Genomic DNA, 23,604 nt, shown 5'->3' with positions numbered 1-23,604 from the left:
GGCAGTGCATCTTTAGCGCCGCTTGCGCGCTTTACTTGACGATGTCGACCAGTTCGACTTCGAAGGTCAGATCGGTATTCGGCGGAATCGGGCCGACGCCGCGATCGCCATATGCGGTCGCCGCCGGGCACGTGAGTCGCGCCTTGCCGCCGACTTTCATCTTCTGCACGCCTTGCGTCCAGCACGGAATCACGCGATTGAGCGGGAACGTGGCCGGGCCGCCATGCTTGGCCGAGCTATCGAATTCGGTGCCGTTGGGCAGCGTGCCGCGGTAGTTGACTTTTACCACGTCGGTCGCGGACGGCTGCGGGCCCGTGCCTTGCGTCAGATGTTCGACGATGACGCCGGACGGCAGCTTCTCCGTGGTCGGCGCGGCAGCCATCGCGGTTGAGGACAGCACGGCTGCGGCCAGCAAAGCAACGAGTGATTTCAAAGCAAATCTCCAGTGGGGTAGTCCGTTTGATTGTAACGGATCGGGTGTCGGCCGAGGCTCCCAGATACTGCCGGATGCCGCGGGTCGTTGCGCGCCTGTCACGAACTTCGCTGAACCGCCGCGCGAGCCCGCGGTCCACATGAACATCCGGCGCGAGTCGCCGGCACGCGAATCCGCCGCACCCGTTGAGAGCGCTTCCGATGACCGAGCCGGCCCATTCCGACAACCCCGCTGACGACCCGACCGCCGCGCCAGCGCCCGCCGACGAGCGCGTTCGCGCGCCAAGGCCGCGCCGGATTCCGCGCAGCCGTGCCCAACAGGCGCGGCTCGATGCGCGCGAATCCGCTTTCGAGCCGCTGCCGTTCCCCTCGTATTCACCCGACGACGCGCGTCGCCCGTTCGCCGACAAACTCGACGCATGGTTCGCCGCGCGCCGTTGGCAGCCGTTCGATTTTCAGCGCGAGGTTTGGCGCAACATCGCCGCTGGCGCGAGCGGCGTACTGCACGCAAGCACCGGGGCCGGCAAAACCTGGGCCGTGTGGTTCGGCGCGCTCGCCGCGTTCGCGAATGCGGCGTCGACGCCGCGCAAGCACCCCGAACCGCTGACGGTGCTCTGGATTACACCAATGCGCGCGCTCGCGGCCGATACCGCGCGCGCGTTGCAAAGCTCCGCGACCGAACTCGCGGTACCTTGGAGCGTCGGTCTGCGCACCGGCGATACGTCGGCCGCCGAACGCGAGCGGCAGAACCGGCGCATGCCGTCCGCGCTCGTCACGACGCCCGAGAGTCTGACGCTGATCCTGACGCGCGCCGATGCGCGCGAAGTACTGTCTCAGGTGCGGCTCGTGATCGTCGATGAATGGCACGAACTGCTCGGCAACAAACGCGGCACACAGACGCAACTCGCGCTCGCGCGTCTCACGCATTGGCAGCCCGGCTTGCAGGTATGGGGGCTGTCGGCGACGCTGGGCAATCTGTCGTTCGCGACCGAGGTCCTGCTTGCGCCGGTCGCGACGCCGCGCGTCAGGGTACACGGCGCGCTGCCGAAGGCACTGATCGTCGACACGATCATTCCCGACACGATCGAGCGCTTTCCGTGGGGCGGTCACATGGGCATGCGTCAGGTCGATGCGGTCGCGCGCGCGATCGACGAAGCGCGCACCTCGCTCGTATTCACGAACACGCGCTCGCAATGCGAGGTGTGGTATCAGGCGCTGCTCGACGCGCGCCCCGAATGGGCTGGCGTGATCGCGCTGCATCACGGCTCGCTCGATCAGCAGGTACGCGAGTGGGTCGAACGCGGATTGAAGGACGGCTTGCTAAAGGCCGTGGTGTGTACGTCGAGTCTCGATCTCGGCGTCGATTTTCTGCCGGTGGAGCGCGTGTTCCAGATCGGCTCGCCAAAAGGCGTCGCGCGTTTGATGCAGCGCGCGGGCCGCTCGGGACACGCACCCGGTTTGCCGTCGCGGGTGACGATCGTGCCGACGCATGCGCTCGAATTGATCGAAGCGGCGGCCGCGCGTGAAGCCGTCGACAAACGGCAGATCGAAAGCCGCGATACGCCGCAAAAGCCGTTCGACGTGCTGGTGCAGCATCTCGTCACCGTCGCGATCGGCGGTGGCTTCGATGCGCGCGAGCTGTACGATGAACTTCTGCATACCTATGCATATCGCGATCTGACGCAGCAGGAGTTCGACTGGGCGCTGGGTTTCGTCGAAGGCGGCGGCGCGACGCTGCGCGCGTATCCCGACTACCATCGCGTCGCGCGCGACAGCGACGGTCTGTACCGCGTGCCGCGCGACGATCTCGCGCGCCGGCATCGCAACAACATCGGCACGATCGTCGCGAATGGGACGTTGAACGTGGCGTATCTATCGGGCGGTCGCATTGGCGCAATCGAGGAATCGTTCATCTCACGGCTCAGACCCGGCGATGTATTCACGTTCGGCGGCCGCGCGCTGGAATTGATCCGCGTGCAGGATATGACGGCGTGGGTGCGGCGTGCGAGCTCATCGCGTGGGGCAATGCCGCAATGGGCCGGCAGCCGCATGCCGCTATCGTCCGAGCTCGCCGACGCGACACTGACGATGCTCGCGCGCGCCGCCGACGGCATCTACGACGAGCCGGAAATGCGCGCGGTACGGCCGCTGCTCGAATTGCAGCAGAAGTGGTCGGCATTGCCCGAGCCGGGCGTGCTGGTCGTCGAGCTGCTGAAATCGCGCGAGGGTTACCACTTCTTCTGCTATCCGTTCGCCGGGCGCACCGCGCATATCGGGCTTGGCGCTCTGCTCGCGTGGCGGGTCGCGCGCGACGAGCCCGGCACGTTTTCCATTTCGATGAACGACTACGGTTTCGAATTGCTGTGCGCGCAGGCGTTCGATTGGGACGCGCACTTGCGCAATGGCCTGCTTTCACCTGACGAACTCGATCACGACATTCTTGCAAGCCTCAATTCGTCCGAACTCTCTTTGCGACGTTTTCGTGAGATTGCGCGGGTGTCGGGCCTCGTGTTTCAGGCGCATCCTGGACAGCAGAAAAGCGCGCGGCAATTACAGGCCTCGAGCGGGCTTTTCTACGAGATCTTTCGTCAGCACGATCGCGGCAATCTGCTGCTGGGCCAGGCCGATACCGAAGTACTGCTACAGGAACTCGACGTGCGGCGAATTCGTATTGCGCTCGAACGAATGAACGCGAGCCGCGTCGTGCTCACGCGGCCCAGGAAGGCGACGCCGTTCGCGTTTCCGTTGATCGTCGGACGCCTGCGCGAAAAGGTCAGCACCGAGAAGCTCGCCGATCGCGTCGAGCGAATGCTGGCCGAACTCGAAAGGGCGGCGCAACGATGACGGCGACCTCGCTTGCGATCGACGTCGGCGGACGGCCTCTCGTGCTATCGAGTTTGCGCGCGTGTTTCGATCCGGTGCTGCGCGCGCTTTTTATCGCCGATGCGCATTTCGGCAAGGATGCGGTGTTTCGCGCGCGTGGCATTCCGGTGCCGACTGGTTCGACCGCGGAGAATCTGCTGCGAATCGATCGTCTGATCACCGAGTTCGAGCCGGCGACGCTGGTCTTTCTCGGCGATCTGCTGCATGCGCGCCAGTCGCTGTCGACACCCACACTCGATGCGTTGCATGTGTGGCGCGCGCGGTATGCGTCGATGCGCGTGGTGCTAGTCGAAGGCAATCATGATCGGCATGCCGGTGCGTTGCCGCCTTCGTTGGATGTCGAGTCTGTGCGCGAGCCGTGGCATTTCGGGGCGTGGGCGCTGTGTCATCACCCGCATGCGGTCGATCACGCGTATGTGCTCGCGGGGCATGTGCATCCGGTCTATCGAATCGCGACGCGGACCGATTCAGTGCGCGTGCCGTGCTTTCGCTTCGGGATCGATCGGGGGGTGCTGCCGGCGTTCGGGAGTTTTACTGGAGGGGCGCGTGAGACGGGGCGCGTTTTGGGGGAGAGGGTTTTTCTGGTCGTGCAGGAGAGGGTGATCGAGTTGAGGGGTTGAGCGGACGGCGGGGGCCGTCCACTTTGTTGCCTGATTGCGTTTTTGTTTGCGGGTTGGTTTGCTGATTCGCTAGCGTGGTTTTTTGCTGGCTTTTTCGCTGCAAATTCCCCGCGGTGCTCGAGCGCGGTTTCGGTTTGGAGGCCGGGCGGCGCCGGCCTCCCTTCCTGGAGGGAGCCCCGCAAGGTTCGCGGGACCCTTGCCACTGCTTAATGGTTGCTGCCGCCGTGGCCGCCACTGCCGGAGCCACCGCCGCCGTAGCCGCCATGGCCTCCGTGGCCACCGTTACCGAAGCCGCCGTTGCCGAAGCCGCCACCGTTGCCACCGTTGCCACCGTTGCCACCGTTGCCACCGTTGCCTTGGCCGCCGCCGTTGCCGCCGTTGCCGCCATGGCCACCGCGTCCTCCGTTGCCGGAACCACCGCTGCCGTGGCCACCACCGTTGCCGCCGTTTCCGCCCTGGCCGCCGCCTTCGCCGCCATGGCCCCCGTGTCCGGAGCCTCCGTTCCCCTGGCCGCCACCGCCTTCACCGCCATGGCCACCGTTGCCCGAGCCGCCGGTACCCTGGCCGCCGCCTTCACCACCATGGCCGCCGTGTCCAGAACCGCCGTTGCCCTGGCCACCGCCTTCACCGCCATGACCACCGTTGCCCGAGCCGCCGTTGCCTTGGCCGCCACTGCCTTCACCACCATGGCCACCGTGTCCGAAACCGCCGCCGCCCTGACTGCCGCCGCCTTCACCACCATGGCCACCGTGTCCAGAACCGCCGTTGCCCTGGCCGCCACTACCTTCACCGCCATGGCCACCGTGTCCGGAACCGCCGTTGCCTTGGCCGCCACCTTCACCGCCACGGCCACCGTCGGCAGAACCGCTCTTGCCTTCGCCACCGCTGCTACCGTGCCCGCTGTCACCATGACCGCTGCCGCCGTGGCCGCCGTCGCCGTGACCGCCGTCGCCATGGCCGCCGTCACCGTGGCCGCTTTCGCCGTGACCGCCATCGCCGTGACCGCCATCGCCGTGACCGCCCTCGCCATGGCCGCCGTCACCGTGACCCCCCTCGCCGTGACCGCCCTCGCCGTGACCGCCCTCGCCATGGCCGCCCTCGCCATGGCCGCCGTCACCGTGGCCGCTTTCGCCGTGACCGCCCTCGCCGTGGCCGCCGTCACCGTGACCGCTTTCGCCATGACCGCCATCGCCGTGGCCGCTGTCACCGTGACCATGACCGGCATCTCCATCACCACCGTGGCCGTGACCATGACCGCCATCGCCGTCACCATCGCCACCGTGACCATGTCCATGACCACCGTCGCCATCACCATCACCGCCATGGCCGTGGCCATGACCGCCATCGCCGTCACCATCGCCACCGTGGCCATGACCATGACCGCCATCGCCGTCACCATCGCCACCGTGGCCGTGGCCATGACCGCCATCGCCGTCACCATCGCCACCGTGACCATGACCGGCATCTCCATCACCACCGTGGCCGTGACCATGACCGCCATCGCCGTCACCATCGCCACCGTGGCCGTGGCCATGACCGCCATCGCCGTCACCATCGCCACCGTGACCATGACCGGCATCTCCATCACCACCGTGGCCGTGACCATGACCGCCATCGCCGTCACCATCGCCACCGTGACCATGTCCATGACCACCGTCGCCATCACCATCACCGCCATGGCCGTGGCCATGACCGCCATCGCCGTCACCATCGCCACCGTGGCCATGACCATGGCCGCCATCGCCGTCACCATCGCCACCGTGGCCATGACCATGGCCGCCATCGCCGTCACCCTCGCCACCGTGGCCGTGGCCATGGCCGCCATCGCCGTCACCATCGCCACCGTGGCCATGACCATGACCGCCATCGCCGTCACCCTCGCCACCGTGGCCGTGGCCATGACCGCCATCGCCGTCACCATCGCCGCCGTGGCCATGACCATGACCGCCATCGCCGTCACCATCGCCGCCGTGGCCATGACCGCCATCGCCGTCACCATCGCCGCCGTGGCCGCGGCCATGACCGCCATCGCCGTCACCATCGCCACCGTGACCATGTCCATGACCGCCATCACCGTCTCCGCCATGGCCATGACCGCCATCACCGTCACCCTCGCCACCGTGGCCATGACCATGACCGCCATCACCGTCACCATCGCCACCGTGGCCATCGCCGTCACCATCGCCGCCGTGGCCGTGGCCATGACCGCCATCGCCACCGTGGCCATGACCATGACCGCCATCGCCATCGCCATCGCCATCGCCATCACCATCACCATCACCATCACCACCATGGCCATGGCCATGGCCATGGCCATGGCCATGCCCCCCACCACCGTCCCCACCATCCCCGCCGTTATCACCGCCACCGTTGTTGCCGCCATCGCCGCCCGTGCCGCCATTCCCCGAGCCATCGCCACCGCTTCCAGCGCCGCCATTACCGTTGTCGCCGGAACCGCCATTACCATTGTTGCCGCCGGTATTTCCCGAGCCCACCCCGCCGGTGCCGGAATTAGCCGAACTATTTCCGCCACTGCTGCCCGCGCCCGTCGACGACGTCCCGCTGCCCGGCGACGAGCCGGTGGACGACGTCGGACCGAGCCCCGCCGCCGCGATGCCGAGGGCACCCGCCCCGAGTTGCCCGAATCCCTGCGAGGTGCAGCCCGGCCCGCCGCCCGACGGACATCCGCCGTAGACGCTCGCCTCGGCGAGCACCATCACTCCAGGATTGGTTGCTGGCGCGGCGGTGCTCCCCGAATTCGTCTGCGCACCCGCCATCGCCGCATAAAGACTGACCGCGACCGCCAAAGCCGCCCGCCGCGTGCCAAGTATCCACGCGTCCCCGTTTTGCTTTTTCATTTCATCCTCCTAATTATTTCCTCTGAGCGACCGGTCCAATTAACGAGTGAATCCCCGCTCGTCAAAAAAAATGAAAGTCAAAGCCTTTGCGCAGCTTCGCCTTATGCGAATTAAAATGCGCTCGCACTAAATACTTCTCTCACGGAAAATCCCCGGTCCGATTTGGCGTGCTTCGAGAGAATGGGCTGGCCGTGCGCGCACGTGATCGTGAGAGCCGCACAGCGAGGCTTGATGGACGTTGAAGTTATTCGCAGTGCAATCGCGCGACCGTGCGCTAGACCACGCAATGCGATATTGCCGATACGGCGTGCCAGGCAGGGGAAAACGACGATGCGTCAGCCAAATCCGCTAATCCATATTCTTCATACGGGAAGTTAAAACTATCACGCTCGAGGCAATTGGAGCGACATAAAGAAAATTAACATTTGGTTTTATAGGATGAATTCAGATCATTTACACATCATCCGTTTTATTCATGTGGCCATTCCCACATAAACATGAAAATTGGAAAAGCCGAATGAGAGAAATCCAATAGACAACACCATGAAAATCACCGAAATGCGCGCGCGAAACATTACGCGTCGTTGCATAACGCCTGTGCGTCGCAAGGAGCGATGTCGCGATGTGCGCTGCCGCGCACAGTCGCCGAACGTGCGGCTCAGCCGTACGCGATCGCGACCCACTCCATCTGCAAAGTGTCGTGGCACAACCACCAGCGCGTCAGATAACCAACACATCGGCACGCACGCTTTTTCCGGAGCATTCCCACCATCTTCCGCGCTACCGTCGCGTATCGTCGTTGCGCTGCCCGCAAACGCCCGTCCCCGCGAGCTACTGCGCGGGATCGCCCCCATACGCGGGTAAACCTTTGTTTGACTTCGTCGCGCCGCCCCGTTTACTGCACGCAGCCGAACCTCTCAATCCGCTTTCATTCACCGCCCGCATTTTGTTTGGTCTGCTGAGCAGTGTTCTGCGAGCGCCCTCCCCTCTCCGACGAGGTACAACATGGTTACTATCTCCAGCAGCGCCGTCGACGAATTCAAATCCACACTGCGCGGCCAGCTTCTGCTGCCCGACACGCCGGGCTTCGACACGGCGCGCAGCATCTGGAACGCGATGATCGACCGTACTCCCGCGATGATCCTGCGCTGCGCGGGTGTAGCCGACGTGCGCAGCGGCGTCGCCTTCGCGCGCGACAACGGCCTGCCGCTCGCCATTCGCGGCGGCGGCCATAATATCGGCGGCAGCGCTGTGTGCGACGATGGCCTCGTGCTCGATCTGTCCACGATGAAATCGGTGCGTATCGACCCGCAAGCGCGGCGCGCGTATGTTGAACCCGGCGCGACGCTGCATGATTTCGATCACGAAGCGCAGGCATTCGGACTCGCGACACCACTCGGCATCAACTCGACGACCGGCGTCGCAGGTCTGACGCTCGGCGGCGGCTTCGGCTGGCTGAGCCGCCGCTACGGCATGACGATCGACAACCTCGTCGCGGCCGACATCGTCACCGCCGACGGTGAGTACCGCCACGTGAGCGCCACTTCGCACGACGATCTGTTCTGGGCGATTCGCGGCGGCGGCGGCAATTTCGGCGTTGTTACGCTATTCGAGTTCGCGCTTCATGAGGTCGGCCCGCTCGTGTATGGCGGCCTCGTCGTGTTGCCGCTCGCCGACGCGAAGGAAGCACTGATCAAATACCGCGATGCCGCGCCGGCAATGCCCGACGATCTGGCCGTCTGGGCGGTCGCGCGGCTCGCGCCGCCGCTGCCGTTCCTGCCGCCCGACGTGCACGGCAAACCCGTGCTGGTGTTCGCGATGTGCTACAACGGCCCGGTCGACAAAGGCCCGGACGCGGTGGAAGCCGCGCGCGGCTTCGGCAAGCCGCTCGGCGAACATCTTGGTCCGATGCCCCTCGAAGTCTGGCAACAGGCCTTCGATCCGCTGCTCACACCGGGCGCGCGCAACTACTGGAAGTCGCACAACCTCGCCACCATCGACGATGGTCTGATCGACGCACTGATCCGCGCGATCGACACGCTGCCGTCCACGCAATGCGAAATTTTCTTCGGGCTGATCGGTGCGCAAACGCAGCGCGTGGCGGTCGACGCAACCGCTTACCCGGCTCGCGAGACGCTATACGCGATGAACGTGCACGGCCGCTGGGACGATGCGCGCGACGACGAGCGCTGCGTCGCATGGGCGCGCGACTTTTTCGACGCGGCGCGCCCGTTTGCGCTAGGCAGCGTGTACGTCAACTTCATGACCGAGGAAGAAGGCGGCCGTATCGCGGATGCCTATGGGCCCAACTATGAGCGGCTCGTCGCCGTGAAGAACCGCTACGATCCGCACAACCTGTTCCGCCATAACCAGAACATTCGCCCAACGCTGTAGCGGCGACGCGCAACGGCAAGCAGCGCAAAACCGCGAACTGCAAATCGCCGCGCCGCCCTCGCGCAAGGCGGCGCGGCCCTTGGGCACGCTCCCTGCTAATTTGTCGGCCGTGGATGCCCGCGATGCTTGCTTCGCGCGTCGCGGCACGCCCTCTCAACGCTCAACGACAATCATCGCGCGCACGGAACCTCTCGTGCGCAAATGAGAACAAAGCAAAGCAAGGCGGGCAATTCGCCGCACTCTTCCATAACGTACAACATGCGTGAGAAACGCAAAGGAAAACAGTCATGCGCAGACGACAATTCATCATGACCGGCAGCGCTGCATTGGCCGTCGCAGGCCTGAGCCTCACCGGTTGCACGACGACTTCGCCGTCCTCGAACGCATCGCCGTCGGCCAATGCCGGCAAGCGCGACACGATCAACGCCGGCGTCGACTCGACGCTCGCGCGTCTCTACGAAAACGCCGACGGTTCGCGCGAGCTCGTTGCGAAAGCGCGCGGCGTGCTGGTGTTTCCGTCGGTGATCTCGGCCGGCTTCTGGGTCGGCGCACAGTATGGTGAAGGGGCGATGCGCATCGGCGGCCGCACGGTCGGCTACTTCAGCACGGTCGCGGGCTCGTTCGGGTTGCAGATCGGCGCGCAGTCGAAGGCGCTCGTGTTTCTGTTCATGACGCAGGAAGCGCTCGACGAATTCATGCACAGCCAGGGCTGGGCGGTCGGCGCGAATGCGACCGTCGCCGTGCTGAAGGTCGGCGCGAACGGCGCGGTCGATTCCTCGACCGCAACGAGTCCGGTGCAAGCTTTCGTGTTGACTAACGGCGGTTTGATGGCCGGCGTGTCGCTCGAAGGCACGAAGGTGTCCCGGCTGATTATTTGAGTATCTGAGCGGAGCTTCCGCTCGGGCGGATCTGTGGCGCGCGCGCCGCGCGACTGCACGACAGGTCCGCGTCGACGACGCGCTTTCACGAGCTGTCCGATCCCGCGCGCGACCCGGCGAGCGTGACCGTCGACATGAGCACCGGCAACGCGGCCTGGCGGTTTAGCGCTGCTCCGGCAACTTGAACACCGAGATCGCCGCCGACAATTGCCCGGTCTGCGTCTTCAGCACATCGGCCGCCGCGCTCGCCTCCTCGACGAGCGCCGCATTCTGCTGCGTCGTCTGATCCATGCTCGCGACCGCGATGTTGACCTGCTCGATGCCCGAGGTCTGCTCGACCGACGCCGCGCTGATCTCGCCCATGATGTCGTTGACGCGACGTACCGCCTGCACGACTTCCTGCATCGTGTCGCCCGCGCGTCCGACGTGCTCCGAACCGCCCGCGATCTGCGCGGCCGATTCCTCGATCAGCGCCTTGATCTCCTTCGCGGCCGCCGCGCTGCGTTGCGCGAGCGTACGCACTTCGCCCGCGACCACCGCGAAACCGCGGCCCTCCTCGCCCGCGCGCGCCGCCTCGACGGCCGCGTTCAACGCGAGGATGTTGGTCTGAAACGCAATCCCTTCGATCACGCCGATGATGTCGCCGATCCGGTGCGACGACTGTGAAATCCCGCGCATCGTGTCGATCACCTGGCCGACCACCGCGCCGCCGCGCGCCGCGGTCTCCGAAGCGTTGTGCGCGAGCTGGCTCGCCTGCTTCGCGTTGTCGGCGTTCTGACGCACGGTCGCGGTGATCTGCTCCATGCTCGACGCGGTCTCGCCGAGCGCGGCCGCCTGCTGCTCGGTGCGGCGCGACAGATCCGAATTGCCCGCGGCAATCTCGTTCGATACTGACGAAATCAGCGTCGCGCCGCCGCGAATCTGCTCGATCGCCTGCGCGAGACGCTGCTGCATCCGTTTCATCGCGGCGAGCAGGCTGGTACTGTCGCCGGTCTTCGTATCGACGATCACGTCGAGGTCGCCGTCCGCGATTCGCGACGCGATCTGCACCGCGTACGCCGGTTCGCCGCCAAGCTGACGCAGAATGCTGCGCAGAATCACGCCGATCACCAGCGACACGAGCGCGCAAAGCACTAGCGCCGCAATCACGTATTGCACGAGGGTGCGGTAGAACATCGCGTCGATGTCGTCCGTGAACACGCCGGTGACTATGGTCCAGTCCCACGGCTTATAAAGCCGCATGTAGTTGCTCTTCGGCGCGAGCTGGTCGGTGCCGGGCTTCGGGAACATCAGATGGACGAACGCCTCGCCTTCGCGCTGGGTTTGCTCGGAACCCTCCTTGAACACATGACGGCCGTCCGGATCGCTGACGGTGGTCATGTCCTTGCCGACGAGGTCGGCGCGCGTGGCATGCATCAGCACGTGCGCGTGGCTGTCTTCGAGCACCAGATAGCCGCCGGCGCCGTCATAGCGCATCGCGCGCAGGTCGTCCATCGCGGCGCGCTGCGCGTCGGCGAGCGGCATCGTGCCGGCCGCGGCGAGCGCGTTGTAGCGATCGAGCACGCTGTACGCGATGCTGACGACGTTTTTCAGCTCGTCCTCGCGATCGGCGATCATCGTGTCGCGCGTTTTGTACGCTCCCCACAGGCCGATCGCCAGAATGCCCAGGCACATCATCGCGAGCGCGAGCCACAGCCGCACTTTCAGGCGAAACCGTTCCATCTTCCGTATCCCTTGTCGTGGCTTGCGGCTGTCCGCGCAAGCGGACGCCGCAAACGTTTCATGTCGTTGTCGGGATTAACGGCGCGACGGCGGAAAACTTCAGTGCTACTTCAAGGTCGGGGGTTCAGTCCGCCGGCAGCGTCAGCGCCGCCACTTCGCAGCGCGGCCATTGCCGCAGCACGTCGGGCGACATCAGCAGCTTCGCCGCGCGCACGCCGGCGCCCATCACGATCTGCGCACGGTCCATCACCGCGGCGTCGACCAGCACGCGCCAGTCGGCCGGCAGACCAAAGGCGGTGATGCCGCCGAATTCCATCTGGCTATGCTCGACCGCCGCCTCGCGCTTCGCGAATGACAGGCGCTGCGCGCCGAGCGCGGCCTTCACCGCGCCGTTGATGTCGAGCCGCCGGGAGCCCAGAGACACCAGCGCCGCATAGTGCTCGCCACCGTCTTTCTTGTAACGGATCACGATCGTGTTCGCGCAGTCTTCGAGGCCGAAGCCATAGCGCGCGCTGAATGCGGCGGTGTCGGAGGCGTCGTCGGTAACCGCGAACACCGTGATTCCGTGCGCCGGCAATTGTTCGATGACATGCGCGGGCAGATGCGCGCTCCACTGGTCGCGCTCGATGACGTCCAGTTGCCGTACGAGTTCGTGCGAATGCATGATGAGCGGAAAGGTGACATTAACCCGCTGCATTCTAGCGGCACGCGCGGGCGGCCGCTGAACGGGCCATGCAAGCAGGCCATGAAGCCCACCGCTTAACTTGTATAGTGATGGGCACGAGGTTTGCGGCGAAGCAAACACCGTGAAAGCGCCGTCACGATTCAGACACGATCATGGACATCGACACCCTTTCTCGCGAGAACCTCCAGCAGGCCGCGCGTCACCAGGCCAATTGGGCGATGGGCGCACTTCGGCAGTTCACGGAGAACCGCTGTCTGGAGATGGCGGCGAGCATCGCGTTCTATGCGGCGTTCTCGCTCGCGCCGACGCTCGTGATGGTGATCGCGGTGGCCGGCTGGTTCTTCGGACCGGCGGCCGCGCGCGGCGAGCTGTTTGGCCACATCAACGGCCTGATCGGCGACCAGGCCGCGGCCGGCGTGCAGACGATCGTCGAAAACGCGCACCACGCGGGCGCCAAAGGCGGCATCGCGACGATCATTTCCTTTTCACTGCTGGCGATCGGCGCGTCGGCGACGTTCTCCTCGCTGAACAGCGCACTCAATATAGTGTGGCCGTACAGCGGGCCGCGCACGGCCAGCTGGCTCGCGCTGGTGCGGGTGCGGCTGATTTCGTTCGGGCTCGTGCTCGGCGTCGCGTTCCTGCTGATCGTGTCGCTGGTGCTCGATACGGTCATCGCCTTTATCGGCGAATGGCTGTGGGGCGACTCGCCGTATGTCGTGATCGGCAATCTGCTACAGCTCGGCGTCGGTCTGCTCGTGTTGGTCTTCGCGTTCGCCGGACTGCTGAAGTTCCTGCCCGACGCCCGGGTGCTATGGCGCGATGCGCTGGTGGGCGGCATCGTCGCGGCCGTGTTGTTTACGGCCGGGAGAAAGCTGTTCGCGCTCTATCTCGCGCATGCGGGAATGGCCAGCGCGTTCGGCGCGGCCGGCTCGCTCGCGGTCCTGCTGATGTGGCTGTACTTCTCGGCGCTGGTGCTGCTGCTCGGCGCGGAGTTCTCGGCGGCGCGCGGCAGGCTGCACGATCCGCGCGGCGGCTGGGGCATGCAGGCAGAAGCGCCGCCGGGCAGCCGCGCGAAGCTCGCGTCCGTGCTCGCGGCCTCGACCGTCGCGGCAAATGCGGTTTCTTCGGCTCGCTCGGCTGTGCCCGTCGCCGGCCACACGACCGCGCCGCTGCCGCCGTCGGGGATCGACGCGGCGGTGCAAAAGCGCTCCGCGCATGAAACGGCGGTCGACGTGACGCGCAAGGTGCTCGACGTCGAAGCGCAAGCCACCCGTCTCGCGGCGTCGGCCATCGTCGAAGCGCGCCGCAAGGCGACGGCCGCCGACCGCTACGTTCGACGCAACCCTTGGACCTCGGTGCTGCTCGCGGCCGCCGCGGGGCTCACGGCCGCGGCCGTGGCGCGCCGTGGCGCCGATAGGCGCTGAAACGTGTTGCGCCGGAAACCGCTCGATCGCGCTTGGACACAACGCACCTTTTCTGTCCAGCATGTCTAGTCATTTTGCTGGCTGTTCCGTTTATGCTTTCGCTACAAAATCAGGCAGACGTGTAGACGACTAGATTACACTTTCCATGCAAATCGACGCCGAAAGTGCGTCAAATCACCCAGTCACTATCAACAAATCAACAATAATGCGCATCAGACCAATAAATATTGCGCAAATAGAAATAATCGTTGATGGCTTTAAATACAAGGGTTTGCATCGATTGTCAGTTTTTGGCGACACTCTTTTTTTTCCGTTTCTACCCGGCGGATGCGCTGAGCTATTCTGCTTTCCGCAACAACAAACAATCATCTGCGTGGAGAAATGGATGAAACGAATCGCACTGTCTACCCTCTCGCTGGCGCTCCTCGGCGTCGCCGGTGTCGCACACGCGCAAAGCAGCGTGACCCTGTACGGCGTGCTGGATGAGTCGATCCAGTACGTGAACAACGCTACGCCGCATGGCGGCAGCCTCGTTCAATTGTTTGGCGGCAACCTCCAAGGTAACCGTTTCGGCCTGAAGGGCACGGAAGACCTGGGCGGCGGCCTGAAGGCGATTTTCCAGTTGGAAAACGGTTTTGACATCAACACCGGCAAGCTGCAGCAAGGCGGCTCGATGTTCGGTCGTCAGGCTTACGTCGGTTTGACGGGCGACGCATGGGGCACGTTCACGGCCGGTCGTCAGTACGACCCGCTGGTCGACATGATCCAGCCGCTGACGGGCGACAACTACTTCGGTAGCACGTTCGCTACGCCGGGCGACGTCGACAACAACGACAACAGCTTCCGCGTCATCAACTCGCTGAAGTACGTGTCGCCGGTCTGGTCGGGCTTCCAGATCGAAGGTCTGTATGCTCTGGGCGGCGTCGCAGGCGCGACGGGTTCGGGCCAGACGTGGTCGGGCGCGGCAACGTATGCAACAGGTCCGTTCAGCGTCGCTGCAGGCTACCTGCACGCAAGCAATGCCAATTCGCCGGCTACGCGTGCGACTGCAGGCGGCTGGGCAGGTACGGCAGCGCCGGGCGCCACGTTTGACACCAACTTCCCGAACAACGCCGGCATCAACCAGGCATATGCGTTCTCGAAGTCGATCGGCATCGCTTCGGTAGCGGTTCAGTACGTGACGGGTCCGTGGACGGGCAACCTGTCGTACAGCAACGCACAGTACCGCCCGGACGCAAACTCGGGCTTCGCGACGACGCAGAAGTACAACGTCGGCCGCGCATACGTGGGCTACCAGCTCACGCCGGCAGCGCTGCTCGGTATCGGCTATGCGTACACGCACGGCTCGGGCGACGCAACCGCGACCTACAACCAGGTTTCGCTGGGTGGCGATTACAACCTCTCGAAGCGCACGGACTTCTACCTGGTCGGCGCATGGCAGCACGCAAGCGGCAACCAGCGCGTTCCGGCTACGGCTACTACGGGTGCCGGTACCCTCGTGCCGTCGACGGCTTCGATCGGTTCGTACGGCAACCAGTCGAGCACCAACAACCAGGTCATGGTCAGCCTGGGTATCCGCCACAAGTTCTGATCGAACTTCAAGTCGGACCTGCTACGCAGCTGACGAGCTGCGTAGCCAAAAAACCAGCCACAGGCGATGCCGATGGCTGGTTTTTTTTCGTCCCGAGGTTTTGGTGTGATTCGACGAGCGCGACACGCGCTGCGAATCCGACGCAGCTAGCGCCGCTGCGCCTTGCCCTTGTCGGCCTGCGCGAGAATTTGCGCGGGCGACACGTCCTGCTCATGCTCGACCCCGTCGGCGCCGACCGGCGCGCGATATAGCACCAGCGCCCGCTCCGGATGCGGCGACGGCGCATCCGGCGACTGCTGCCAGTCCGGATCGGGAATCTCGGCGAACACCTGGCGCAAACGCTCGCCCCACGTGCGGTGAATCATGTCGAAGTACGCGTTGTCGCGATCGATCGACACGAATCGCGTGACGCGCAGCGCATCCTTCTCGTACACCAGCAGATCGAGCGGCAAGCCCACCGACAGGTTCGAGCGCAGCGTCGAATCCATCGAGATCAGCGCGCACTTCGCGGCCTCGTCGAGCGGTGTGGACGGCGTCAGCACGCGGTCGATGATCGGCTTGCCATACTTCGCCTCGCCGATCTGAAAGTACGGATTCACCGCCGACGCCTCGATGAAATTGCCCGCCGCGTAGATCATGAAAAGCCGCATGCGGTTGCCCGCGATCTGGCCGCCGAGAATGAAGCTGCAATTGAAGTCGACGCCGAACTTCTGCAGCGCCGCGGCTTCGCGCTCGTGCACGCGGCGCACCGCGCTGCCGACCACGCGCGCGGCGTCGGCCATCGTCGGCACGCTCCACAGCGTCGGCTCGCTGGCATCGGCGGGCTCGGACAGCTCGTGCAGCACCGCCTGCGTGATCGACAGATTGCCGGCGCCGAGCAGCACCAGCACGCGTTCGCCGGGCTGCTCGAACACCGACATCTTGCGCGCGGTACTGATGTGATCCACGCCCGCATTGGTACGCGTATCGGACAGGAATACGAGGCCGTCGTTGACGGCCATCGCTACGCAGTAAGTCATAACGAATCCGCAGAACGCGAGGGAACCGGGCTATTGTAATGCGGCGCACTGGCGCCTTTTATCGGTGTTTACGGCCTTTTTTATGGCCTTTTTCGCAGCCTTTAGCGTTGCGACGCGGCTATTGCGACATCTGCGCGCTGACCGCCACCGCCACGTGAAGCTCCTCTTCGAGCCCGCCGATGCGTCGGCCGCGCACCGGTGCCGCCGCCTCATAGTCGCGCGCGACCGCGAGCCGGCAATAGATCTCGCTGGCAAACCCGGCATGCGTGACGTCGAGCGAAATCCAGCCCTTGCCTTCGAGCCAAACGTCGACCCATGCATGACTCGCGCCATGCGGCACGTCGCCGGGTTCGATATAGCCGCTGACGTAGCGCGCCGGCACGCCGCGCGCGCGGCAGCACGCGAGCATCAGATGCGCATGGTCCTGGCACACGCCGTTGCCGAGCGCGAGCGCCTCGGCGGCCGTGCTCGTGACCTCGGTCACGCCGGGCCGGTACTGCACGCGCTGCACGATCTGCTCGGCAAGCGTAATCAGGCTTGCCGGACTCGCCAGATTCGCCACCGATTCCGCCAGTTCGCGAATCGCGCCATCGGCTTCGGTCAGACGCGTCGCGCAGGTGAAATGCTCGAGCGGAATCGGACCGGGCGGATCGCGCAGCACGCCGTCGACGAGCGGCATCGTATCCACCTCGCCCGACACGCGCAGATGAATCTCATCGTGCGGCTTGTTGATGACGAGCGTATGCAGCACGTTGCCGTAGGCGTCGAGTGTGGCGTCGAGCTTGCCCGGCGCGTCGATGCTCCAGCGCCGCACGGTCTGCCCGGCGCCGCTCGAGGGCGTCAGGCGCAACTGCTGGATCGAATAATGAACCGTCGCTTCGTAGCGGTAAGAGGTGTCGTGGCGGATCGTCAGGTACATGAGAAAACTCCGTCAGGCCACTGGCAGCATCAGATAAGTACGCGCCACCAGATTGCCCAGCTCGAACACGCGAGCGAGGAACTGCGTCAGATAGCCATGCAAACCGCTTTCGAAAATCTGCCGGATGTCGGCATATAGCAGCTCGGCGCGCAGCTTGCCGGCGAAGCGCTCGCACTGGTTCGAGCCCGACGTGCGCAGCATCGCGAGATTGCTGCACACGCCGTCGAGCGAGGCGAGCAGCGAGCGCGGCATCTGCTGATTGAGGATCATCAGCTCGACGACGCGCGCGGGCGTCACGACGTCGCGATACACCTTCCGATAGATCTCGAGCGCCGACACCGAACTCAGGATCGAGGTCCAGTAATAGAAGTCCTCGAGCTGGCGCGCGGCGTCGCGCGAGTTCGGCTCGACGTTCGCGAAACGCACATCGAGAATCCGTGCGGTGTTGTCGGCGCGCTCCAGATACGTGCCGAGCTGCGTGAAAAAGAACGCGTCGTCCTGCAACGCAGTGCCGATCGTCACGCCGCGCGACAGATGCGAGCGGAACTTGACCCATTCGAACAACGAGCCGGGATTGCCCGCGGCCTGCCCGCTCGCGAGCCGCTCGTTGAATTCGAGCCACGTGTCGTTGATGGTTTCCCACCACTCGGTCGTCAGCGTGCCGCGTACCGCGCGGGCGTTTTCGCGCGCGGCTTGCAGGCACGAATGAATGCTCGACGGATTGCTCGCGTCGGCGACCATGAAGTCGAGCACGTGGTCGCGCGTCGGTTCGTCGTAACGCTGCGCGAACGCGCTTTCGAGCTCGGAGATGCGCAGCACCGAGCGCTGCGCGCGAGCCTCCTGTTCGGGCGTCTGTGGCAGCAGTTGCGCCTTCAGGTTGATGTCGAGCATGCGCGCGGTATTCTCCGCGCGCTCCATATAGCGGGCCATCCAGAAGAGGTGATCGGCGGTTCGGCTAAGCATGACGGCGTTCCATGTCTGTGATCTGAACGCGCGAGGCCTTCGTCAGCGACGAAAGTCCGCGCTGGTTATCCGTTGAGCGACGGCGGCGCATCGCGCATTGCGTGCCGCTTGCGGCGCATCAGTCGACCATCCAGGTATCCTTGGTCCCGCCTCCCTGCGATGAATTGACGACGAGCGAGCCCTGCTGCAGCGCCACCCGCGTGAGGCCGCCGGCCACCATCGTGGTGGTCTTGCCCGACAGCACGAACGGCCGCAGGTCGATATGGCGCGGCGCGATGCCTGCTTCGACGAAGGTCGGACACGCGGACAGCGCAAGAGTGGGCTGTGCGATATAGCCGGCCGGACGCGCGATCAGCCGCTCGCGGAAGGCCTCGACCTCGGCCTTCGTCGAGGCTGGGCCGACCAGCATCCCGTAGCCGCCCGCGCCGTGCACTTCCTTGACCACGAGCTCCGGCAGATGCGCGAGCGTATAGGCGAGGTCCTCGGGCTTGCGGCACTGATAGGTCGGCACGTTGTTCAGAATCGGCTTTTCGCCGAGATAGAACTGGATCATGTCGGGCACGTACGGATAGATCGATTTGTCGTCGGCGATGCCGGTGCCCATCGCATTCGCGAGCGCGACGCGGCCGGCACGATACGCGGTCAGCAGACCCGGCACGCCAAGCGCGGAGTCGGGGCGAAACGCGAGCGGATCGAGAAAGTCGTCGTCGACGCGCCGGTAGATCACATCGACGCGCTTCGGTCCCTGGGTGGTGCGCATGAACACGTAGTTGTCGTCGACGAACAGATCCTTGCCTTCGACCAGCTCGACGCCCATCTGCTGCGCGAGGAACGTATGCTCGAAGTACGCGGAGTTGTACATGCCCGGCGTCAGCACGACGACGACCGGATCGTCGACGCCTTCCGGCGCGACCGAGCGCAGCGTATCGAGCAGCAGATCGGGGTAATGCGCGACTGGGGCGATGCGGTTCTGCACGAACAGCTCGGGGAAGAGCCGCATCATCATCTTGCGGTTTTCGAGCATGTACGACACGCCCGACGGCACACGCAGATTGTCTTCGAGCACGTAGAACTCGCCTTCGTCGCCGGCGCGCACCACGTCGACGCCCGCGATATGCGCGTAAACACCGAGCGGCACGTCGACGCCCTGCATCTCCGGACGATACTGCGCGTTGGTATAGACCTGCTCGGCCGGCACGATGCCCGCGCGCACGATGTTGCGATCGTGATAGACGTCGTGGATAAACAGATTGAGAGCCTGCACGCGCTGTCGCAAACCCGCTTCGAGCGTCTGCCATTCGCCGCGCGGGATGATGCGCGGAATCAGATCGAAGGGGATCAGCCGCTCGGTGCCGGACAGGTCGCCGTTCACCGCGAACGTGATGCCGACGCGCCTGAACAGCAGGTCCGCTTCCGCGCGCTTGCGTGCGATCGCTTCGTTGCCCTGGCTGTCCAACCATCGCTCGAAGCGCGCGTAATGCGGCCGTACGCCATCGTCGTGATAGCGCATCTCGTCATAGCATCGCATGTCAGCCCCAGTCTTGTTGTCAAATAGAAGGCGAATGCGCTGCGCATTCGGTATTCGACCTTCGATCAAGCAAGCGTTATGCCATTGAATATGTCGTGACGATACGCGTTGACGTGCACGGTAGCGGCGCATCCGCAGGGCGTCGGATTGCCTTGATCGTACTGTCGTGGATCATGATGCGCCAGTCAGGTGCGCGCGCGCCATCAGGGAGCACACTATGAGAGTCGCGCCTGCCGTTTCGCCAATGGATGCGATGAGCGCTACGAAGCGAGCGCATAAAAAAAGTCCCCACGGATTCTCATCCACGGGGACTTCGATCACCTGCATGCAGGCGCTTTTTCACGCACTCAAACGTCAGGCATGATTAAACCCAACCGCGCCATGCCGACGCCCGAGCGTGAGAACAACGCGCTTAGGCAGCCGCTGCGTCCTTCAGCTTCTTCAGCGCGCGTGCCTTGATGCGCACGCTTGCCGGCTTGGCCGGGAACCAGCGCTCTTCACCCGTGAACGGGTCCTTGCCGAAGCGCTTCTTCTTCGCCGGCACAGCCTGCACGACGATCTTCAGCAGACCCGACAGCGTGAATTCGCCAGCGCCTTTCTTATGCACCGTGCCGAGGATCGTGTCTTCGAGCGCGGCCAGCACAGCCTTGGCGGTCTTGGGTTCCACTGCAGCACGCTCAGCGATGTGAGCTGCCAACGAGGCCTTCGTGAAGGTGTCCTTGATCGGCGTCGGTGCGCCAGACGCCTTCACGGCGACCTTCTTGGCTGCGACGGCTTTCTTCGCAGGGACTTTCTTTGCAGCAACCTTCTTGGTCGGTACCGGGGCAGCAGCCTTCTTGGCCACCTTTTTTGCGGAAGTCGGCATGTTTCTCCTACCTGTTGTGGTCAGTGAATTGCTCGAAGCGCACACCGTATGTGCACGCTTCAACGCCGGATTCTACAAGCGCTAAAGCGATTTGCGCGACTCTTTTATGTATTGCGATGAAGTTTTTTGCGTGGCGCCAACGGTCCAACACGTTTTAGTACCTGTTTTAGCGGCTAAAACGTGCGCGGCAAGGTCTTTAACAGGCAGGAGTAACGCTCGTTACAGTTCGTTTCGGCGGCGGTTTCGCGGTGGTCGCGGCGAGGCGAGCTGGTGTTTTCGCCCCTTGAATCAGGGGATTTTCTTCGTTTGACACGTCAAGCAACGCAACCCCGACGCTTCGACGATGCCTACGCCGCGCTTGCGCCGAGTTCCGGTTCAGCGAGCGATGCGCGGCAGGATGCCGGCGAGCTTCGTCAGCGCCGTGTCGATATGCTCGGCCGCGATGCTGCCATAGCCGAACATCAGCCCAGGCTGCGGTGTCACGCGATGGTGAAATGGCGCGAGTCCATAGAGGCCGATCGACGCTTCACGCGCGGCGGTGACGAGCGCCCCTTCGCCGAGCGACGCCAACGGCCCCTTCAGCCGCGCCGCCAGATGGATGCCGGCAGTCGGCACGATCGGTTCGAACCAGCGCGCGAGGTCGCCTTGCAGATGCTCGAGCAGCATCGCGCGGCGCGCCGCATAAGCCTTGTGCATGCGCCGCAGATGGCGCGCGAAGTCGCCATTGAGCATGAACGCCGCGAGCGCCGTTTGCGTCAGCGTGCAGCCGTGACAATCAGCGATCTGCCGCGCCTTCAGCAGCGGGCCGTGCAACGACGCCGGCGGCACCAGGTAGCCGATGCGCAGCTCGGGAAAGATCGTCTTCGAAAACGTGCCGACATAGGCGACGAGGCCGGCGCGATCGAGGCTCTTCAGCGGCTCCATCGGCCGGCCTTCGAAACGGTACTCGCAGTCGTAGTCGTCCTCGATGATGACCGCGCCGCGTTTTTGCGCCCATTCGAGCAGTTCGACGCGACGCTCAAGGCTCATTGGCATGCCGAGCGGAAACTGATGCGAAGGCGTCACGTAGACCAGCCGTGCCTTGTCCGGCAGCTTGCCGACGATCAGGCCTTCGCTATCGACCGGAACCGGCACCACGCGCGCGCCCGTCACCGTGAAGCAGGCATGCGCGGGTGGGTAGCCGGGGTCTTCGATGGCCGCGATTTCGCCGGGCCGCAGCGTGATGCGCGCGATCAGATCGAGCGCGTGCTGCGCGCCCTGCGTGACGATCACGTCGTCCCAGTTGCTCGACACCGCGCGGTTGAAGGCGAGGTAGCGCGAAATTGCGAGCCGCAGCTGCTGCTCACCGGCGGCCTCGCGATAGGTGCCGGGGCTGCGCGCCTGGCTGCGTAGCGCGTGATTCACGCAGCGGCGCCAGACGTCGAAGGGAAACAGCGTCTTGTCGGTCGCTCCGCCGATGAAGTCGAGCGGCGACGGCACCGACGGCCGCGGCAACGGCAGACTGTCGGGCAACTGCTGCCACAGCGGCTGCGCGCGTGCGGCGGCCTTCGCTTGCGCGGCGTCGCGCTCGCGCGAACGAGCCGCCGCGCGCGCCTGCGCGGAGCGCTCGGCGGGCAGCCGTTCGAGCCCGTCGGCGACGAAGGTGCCCGAACCGGCGCGGGCGCTCAGATAGCCTTCGGACAGCAGCCGCTCGAAAACATCGAGCGTAGTCTTGCGCGATACCCCGAGCTGCGTCGCGAGATCGCGCGTGGACGGTAGACGCGTGCCGCCGGCGAGACGCCCTTCGAGAATGCCCGCGCGCAACTGCCGATAAATCTGTCCGGACAGATCGTGATGACCTTCGACCGCGATATGAATGTCCATTCGGGTGGTTACCTCAAATAACGTCGAAATGGTTATTTCGAAAGACCAGTGGCGAACGTAAGCTTACCTCCACGGACGCCCATTTGGACGCCCCTCGCACGTTCACGAGGACGCTCTGATGCAATCACTTCTCGACTTTTACAAGGCCAGCCCGAGCGGCACGCGCGCGATGCTCGCGCTCGAGGAAACGATCGGCAAGAGCACGATCGACCAGACGCTCGCCGAACTTGTGCGGATTCGCGCGTCGCAGCTCAACGGCTGCGCGTTCTGCCTCGACATGCACGTGAGCGACGCGCGCAAGCACGGCGAAACCGAACGGCGTCTCGCGACGGTGGCCGCGTGGCGCGAAGCGCCGTTTTTCACCGCGCGCGAACGCGCGGCGCTCGAATGGACGGAGGCGGTGACGCTGGTCGCGCAAACGCGCGTACCGGATACGGTATGGGAAGCAGTGAAGCCGCATTTCAGCGAGCAGGAAATCAGCGACCTGACGCTGCTGATCGTTGCGATCAACGGCTGAAATCGGATTGCGGTGTCGTTCAGGAAGATGCCCGGGTAAGCGGCGCGCCTTCGCGGGGCCTCAGAAGATCACGGAAACCGCCACCGCGAGCCAGATCGCGGTCACGCCCGTGAGAAACAGATGCCGCGCGATGCGCACGCGCGAGTCGCTGTTCTCCGGCTCGACGGGACTCGTCGCCATCCAAGGCACGAGCCCGAGGCATGCGAAGCCGGCCAGCGCGAGCACGAAGACCACGATGTCGGCCTTATGCCAGGCGGTCGGCTCATACATGCCCCAGTAGCCGAGAAACACGATGCCGATCGAGAACACGGTCGCGGAAGCGGCGCTGAGCGCGGGCACCGAGCCAGTGGGAGTCGGCATGCTTGACCTCCGATCGTCAGGTTGCGGCGGCGCTCGCGCGCGGCGCCGTTCGCCCGATCCGCGTTCGCGCCGACCGCGGCGAG

General features: G+C 64.8%; 18 protein-coding genes. 8 read left to right on the top strand and 10 right to left on the bottom strand.

Going from position 1 to position 23,604, the window contains the following annotated elements; all coding sequences use genetic code 11:
• Nucleotides 1-31: 31 nt before the first annotated feature.
• Complete coding sequence (locus QFZ91_RS40920; protein ID WP_373685682.1) at nt 32-382, bottom strand: FKBP-type peptidyl-prolyl cis-trans isomerase; 351 nt, start codon at nt 380-382, stop codon at nt 32-34.
• 251 nt (nt 383-633) lie between these two features.
• Between QFZ91_RS40920 and QFZ91_RS40915 the strand changes: the two genes are divergently transcribed.
• The 5 genes from QFZ91_RS40915 to QFZ91_RS40895 all read left to right on the top strand — a co-directional run bounded on the left by QFZ91_RS40915 (nt 634) and on the right by QFZ91_RS40895 (nt 10,065).
• Nucleotides 634-3,276, top strand: coding sequence for a ligase-associated DNA damage response DEXH box helicase (locus QFZ91_RS40915; RefSeq protein ID WP_429570780.1), 2,643 nt, complete (start codon nt 634-636; stop codon nt 3,274-3,276).
• The gene (pdeM, locus tag QFZ91_RS40910) at nt 3,273-3,935 is read left to right on the top strand and encodes a ligase-associated DNA damage response endonuclease PdeM (protein ID WP_429570779.1); all 663 of its coding nucleotides are present in this window, start codon (nt 3,273-3,275) and stop codon (nt 3,933-3,935) included. The genes QFZ91_RS40915 and pdeM overlap by 4 nt, the downstream gene beginning before the upstream one ends.
• A gap of 263 nt (nt 3,936-4,198) precedes the next feature.
• On the top strand, nt 4,199-6,907 hold the full coding sequence (locus QFZ91_RS40905) for a hypothetical protein (protein WP_429570778.1): 2,709 nt from the start codon (nt 4,199-4,201) through the stop codon (nt 6,905-6,907).
• Between the two features lie 891 nt (nt 6,908-7,798).
• Nucleotides 7,799-9,187 (top strand): FAD-binding oxidoreductase, encoded by a 1,389-nt coding sequence (locus QFZ91_RS40900; protein WP_429570777.1) that lies wholly within the window; start codon nt 7,799-7,801, stop codon nt 9,185-9,187.
• Between the two features lie 287 nt (nt 9,188-9,474).
• Complete coding sequence (locus QFZ91_RS40895; protein ID WP_429570776.1) at nt 9,475-10,065, top strand: BPSL1445 family SYLF domain-containing lipoprotein; 591 nt, start codon at nt 9,475-9,477, stop codon at nt 10,063-10,065.
• A gap of 162 nt (nt 10,066-10,227) precedes the next feature.
• Here QFZ91_RS40895 and QFZ91_RS40890 read toward each other — a convergent pair whose 3' ends face one another.
• Together QFZ91_RS40890 and QFZ91_RS40885 are read right to left on the bottom strand one after the other, a co-directional pair.
• Entirely contained in the window at nt 10,228-11,787 is a 1,560-nt protein-coding gene (locus QFZ91_RS40890; RefSeq protein ID WP_429570775.1) for a methyl-accepting chemotaxis protein, read from the bottom strand.
• A gap of 124 nt (nt 11,788-11,911) precedes the next feature.
• The gene (locus QFZ91_RS40885; protein ID WP_176120140.1) at nt 11,912-12,451 is read right to left on the bottom strand and encodes a YbaK/EbsC family protein; all 540 of its coding nucleotides are present in this window, start codon (nt 12,449-12,451) and stop codon (nt 11,912-11,914) included.
• Between the two features lie 173 nt (nt 12,452-12,624).
• Here QFZ91_RS40885 and QFZ91_RS40880 point away from each other — a divergent pair, with 173 nt between their 5' ends.
• On the top strand, nt 12,625-13,896 hold the full coding sequence (locus QFZ91_RS40880) for a YihY/virulence factor BrkB family protein (protein WP_184225155.1): 1,272 nt from the start codon (nt 12,625-12,627) through the stop codon (nt 13,894-13,896).
• 385 nt (nt 13,897-14,281) lie between these two features.
• On the top strand, nt 14,282-15,487 hold the full coding sequence (locus QFZ91_RS40875; protein ID WP_429570774.1) for a porin: 1,206 nt from the start codon (nt 14,282-14,284) through the stop codon (nt 15,485-15,487).
• 146 nt (nt 15,488-15,633) lie between these two features.
• Here QFZ91_RS40875 and QFZ91_RS40870 read toward each other — a convergent pair whose 3' ends face one another.
• The 6 genes from QFZ91_RS40870 to QFZ91_RS40845 form a co-directional block, all read right to left on the bottom strand.
• Entirely contained in the window at nt 15,634-16,506 is an 873-nt protein-coding gene (locus QFZ91_RS40870; protein WP_176385640.1) for a proteasome-type protease, read from the bottom strand.
• A 118-nt stretch (nt 16,507-16,624) separates the two neighbouring features.
• Entirely contained in the window at nt 16,625-17,425 is an 801-nt protein-coding gene (locus tag QFZ91_RS40865; RefSeq protein ID WP_176385638.1) for a transglutaminase family protein, read from the bottom strand.
• Between the two features lie 12 nt (nt 17,426-17,437).
• A complete protein-coding gene (locus QFZ91_RS40860; RefSeq protein ID WP_176106622.1) occupies nt 17,438-18,388 on the bottom strand; it encodes an alpha-E domain-containing protein in 951 nt (316 codons plus the stop codon).
• A 118-nt stretch (nt 18,389-18,506) separates the two neighbouring features.
• Nucleotides 18,507-19,916 carry a circularly permuted type 2 ATP-grasp protein gene (locus tag QFZ91_RS40855; protein WP_176385636.1) on the bottom strand — a complete coding sequence of 470 codons (1,410 nt, stop codon included), beginning with the start codon at nt 19,914-19,916 and terminating at the stop codon, nt 18,507-18,509.
• A 412-nt stretch (nt 19,917-20,328) separates the two neighbouring features.
• Nucleotides 20,329-20,781, bottom strand: coding sequence for an HU family DNA-binding protein (locus tag QFZ91_RS40850; RefSeq protein ID WP_013092256.1), 453 nt, complete (start codon nt 20,779-20,781; stop codon nt 20,329-20,331).
• Between the two features lie 375 nt (nt 20,782-21,156).
• On the bottom strand, nt 21,157-22,644 hold the full coding sequence (locus QFZ91_RS40845) for a PLP-dependent aminotransferase family protein (protein ID WP_429570773.1): 1,488 nt from the start codon (nt 22,642-22,644) through the stop codon (nt 21,157-21,159).
• A 118-nt stretch (nt 22,645-22,762) separates the two neighbouring features.
• Here QFZ91_RS40845 and QFZ91_RS40840 point away from each other — a divergent pair, with 118 nt between their 5' ends.
• Nucleotides 22,763-23,161: a carboxymuconolactone decarboxylase family protein gene (locus QFZ91_RS40840; protein WP_429570772.1), complete on the top strand. Its 399-nt coding sequence runs from the start codon at nt 22,763-22,765 to the stop codon at nt 23,159-23,161.
• Nucleotides 23,162-23,221: 60 nt separating this feature from the next.
• Here the strand turns inward: QFZ91_RS40840 and QFZ91_RS40835 are convergent, their stop codons facing one another.
• Nucleotides 23,222-23,521 (bottom strand): hypothetical protein, encoded by a 300-nt coding sequence (locus tag QFZ91_RS40835; RefSeq protein ID WP_176106626.1) that lies wholly within the window; start codon nt 23,519-23,521, stop codon nt 23,222-23,224.
• Nucleotides 23,522-23,604: the final 83 nt, after the last annotated feature.

Source organism: Paraburkholderia sp. JPY419, assembly GCF_050435705.1.
GTDB lineage: Bacteria > Pseudomonadota > Gammaproteobacteria > Burkholderiales > Burkholderiaceae > Paraburkholderia > Paraburkholderia youngii.
Note: the sequence above shows the minus strand (reverse complement) of the source record. Positions and strands in the feature narration are given on the sequence as shown.

What these genes read in the sequence shown, in the direction of transcription:
- QFZ91_RS40920 (WP_373685682.1), bottom strand. Translation starts at nt 382, where the DNA reads ATGGCTGCCGCGCCGACCACGGAGAAGCTGCCGTCCGGCGTCATCGTC.
- QFZ91_RS40915 (WP_429570780.1), top strand. Translation starts at nt 634, where the DNA reads ATGACCGAGCCGGCCCATTCCGACAACCCCGCTGACGACCCGACCGCC.
- pdeM (WP_429570779.1), top strand. Translation starts at nt 3,273, where the DNA reads ATGACGGCGACCTCGCTTGCGATCGACGTCGGCGGACGGCCTCTCGTG.
- QFZ91_RS40905 (WP_429570778.1), top strand. Translation starts at nt 4,199, where the DNA reads ATGGCCTCCGTGGCCACCGTTACCGAAGCCGCCGTTGCCGAAGCCGCC.
- QFZ91_RS40900 (WP_429570777.1), top strand. Translation starts at nt 7,799, where the DNA reads ATGGTTACTATCTCCAGCAGCGCCGTCGACGAATTCAAATCCACACTG.
- QFZ91_RS40895 (WP_429570776.1), top strand. Translation starts at nt 9,475, where the DNA reads ATGCGCAGACGACAATTCATCATGACCGGCAGCGCTGCATTGGCCGTC.
- QFZ91_RS40890 (WP_429570775.1), bottom strand. Translation starts at nt 11,787, where the DNA reads ATGGAACGGTTTCGCCTGAAAGTGCGGCTGTGGCTCGCGCTCGCGATG.
- QFZ91_RS40885 (WP_176120140.1), bottom strand. Translation starts at nt 12,451, where the DNA reads ATGCATTCGCACGAACTCGTACGGCAACTGGACGTCATCGAGCGCGAC.
- QFZ91_RS40880 (WP_184225155.1), top strand. Translation starts at nt 12,625, where the DNA reads ATGGACATCGACACCCTTTCTCGCGAGAACCTCCAGCAGGCCGCGCGT.
- QFZ91_RS40875 (WP_429570774.1), top strand. Translation starts at nt 14,282, where the DNA reads ATGAAACGAATCGCACTGTCTACCCTCTCGCTGGCGCTCCTCGGCGTC.
- QFZ91_RS40870 (WP_176385640.1), bottom strand. Translation starts at nt 16,506, where the DNA reads ATGACTTACTGCGTAGCGATGGCCGTCAACGACGGCCTCGTATTCCTG.
- QFZ91_RS40865 (WP_176385638.1), bottom strand. Translation starts at nt 17,425, where the DNA reads ATGTACCTGACGATCCGCCACGACACCTCTTACCGCTACGAAGCGACG.
- QFZ91_RS40860 (WP_176106622.1), bottom strand. Translation starts at nt 18,388, where the DNA reads ATGCTTAGCCGAACCGCCGATCACCTCTTCTGGATGGCCCGCTATATG.
- QFZ91_RS40855 (WP_176385636.1), bottom strand. Translation starts at nt 19,916, where the DNA reads ATGCGATGCTATGACGAGATGCGCTATCACGACGATGGCGTACGGCCG.
- QFZ91_RS40850 (WP_013092256.1), bottom strand. Translation starts at nt 20,781, where the DNA reads ATGCCGACTTCCGCAAAAAAGGTGGCCAAGAAGGCTGCTGCCCCGGTA.
- QFZ91_RS40845 (WP_429570773.1), bottom strand. Translation starts at nt 22,644, where the DNA reads ATGGACATTCATATCGCGGTCGAAGGTCATCACGATCTGTCCGGACAG.
- QFZ91_RS40840 (WP_429570772.1), top strand. Translation starts at nt 22,763, where the DNA reads ATGCAATCACTTCTCGACTTTTACAAGGCCAGCCCGAGCGGCACGCGC.
- QFZ91_RS40835 (WP_176106626.1), bottom strand. Translation starts at nt 23,521, where the DNA reads ATGCCGACTCCCACTGGCTCGGTGCCCGCGCTCAGCGCCGCTTCCGCG.